Origin of the sequence: Salmonella sp. SAL00653 (assembly GCF_046552515.1) — a bacterium.
In the GTDB taxonomy this organism is placed as follows: domain Bacteria; phylum Pseudomonadota; class Gammaproteobacteria; order Enterobacterales; family Enterobacteriaceae; genus Salmonella; species Salmonella enterica.
On record NZ_JBGDTY010000043.1, the window covers coordinates 1 to 1,312 of the forward strand.

Here is a 1,312-nt window from a genome sequence, read left to right on the forward strand (position 1 = left end):
TGACTAGTCCTGATATAGGTTGACAGTTTTTTGTCTGTAAAACGCCTGATGAACATCATCGGGCGTTTTGTATTTCAGGGCCTGGTGTGGCCGTTCATGGTTATAAATTGCCACGGACTCTTTTACTATTTCCCGCGCTTGCTCCAGGTCTGCAGGACGCGAGAGTAAAAACTCATTTTTCAGTATCCCGTTTATTCTCTCAGCCAGCGCATTCTGGTAGCAGTCGTAACCATCGGTCATTGAACAGGTTATTCCGTTTCGCTCATGAACTGACTGATAAAGTACCGAACAGTATTGCAGTCCTCTGTCAGAGTGATGTACCAGCGGACCTGTCGTTTTTCTCCGCCTCAGAGCCTGCCTGAACGCCTTTACCACATTTTCTGTCTGCAGGTTTTCCCCGACATGGTAACCCACGATTTTTCTGGAGCAGGCATCGGTGACCAGACTCAGATAGGCCGTGCCGCTGCGTAGTGGAAGGTAAGTAATATCGGCGACCCAGACCTGCTCTGGCTCAAGGGCGGTAACCTGTTCAGGACCGGGTTTCAGCAGATTAGGATGCCGGTAAAAGCGATGATGGCTGTTGGTGGTTTTGTGATATGCCCGTTTCACGGGTACCAGGAGCCGGTATTCACCCAGCAGATTAAACAGACGGTCCCGTCCGATATTCAGCGTTTTATCGGCCTGCATGTTCAGCAGATAGTGCAGTTTACGCGTACCGATTCGCGGCTGGCGGCACCGGGTACGGGCAACAAAATCAAGAACCTGAGCATGATGCTCCTGCCGTTTATTACATCTTGTATTGTACTGGTACCACGCCTGTCTGCTGTGCCCCAGGAACTGACATGCACGCGTAACTGTTATTTTGGGGGCCTGACTTTGCGTGAGGACTTGCCGGGCCGCTTTTTTACAACACTTACCCCGTAATCATTTTTCAGGACGTTGATAACGGACTCAAAAAACTCAGCTTTCTGGTTTGCCAGCTCAAGCTGTTCTTCAAGTTCCCTGATTCTTTGCTCGGGTGTCAGCGGGATAGTTGTCTGAGCCACAGGCAGTTTCCTCTTCACCAGGTCAGGAAGTCCGGGTCTCCAGTCAAGCCGGCCATATTTACGCAGCCAGACAAGTACGGTGGAGCGCCCCTGAATGCCATATCGCTGCTGGGCCTGTTTATAGGTCATCTCGCCTTTTTCGACCTGCTCAACGACGGCTATTTTAAAGGATAGAGGATAATCGCGTTGGGGGCGTTTGAACTCAGTCATCATTACGTTCTCCGGATTTAAGTCTGGAACGTGTCAACGCTATTCAGGACGGGTCA

General features: G+C 50.6%; 1 protein-coding gene. It reads right to left on the reverse strand.

What is annotated here, in order from left to right; all coding sequences use genetic code 11:
• Positions 1-3 precede the first annotated feature (3 nt).
• Positions 4-1,259, reverse strand: a protein-coding gene (locus ACLJRU_RS23315) for an IS3-like element ISSen1 family transposase (protein WP_110301500.1) whose coding sequence is annotated in 2 segments (ribosomal slippage) — positions 4-908 and positions 908-1,259 — 1,257 coding nt in all. Because the reading frame shifts where the segments join, the coding sequence is not laid out codon by codon here.
• Positions 1,260-1,312: the final 53 nt, after the last annotated feature.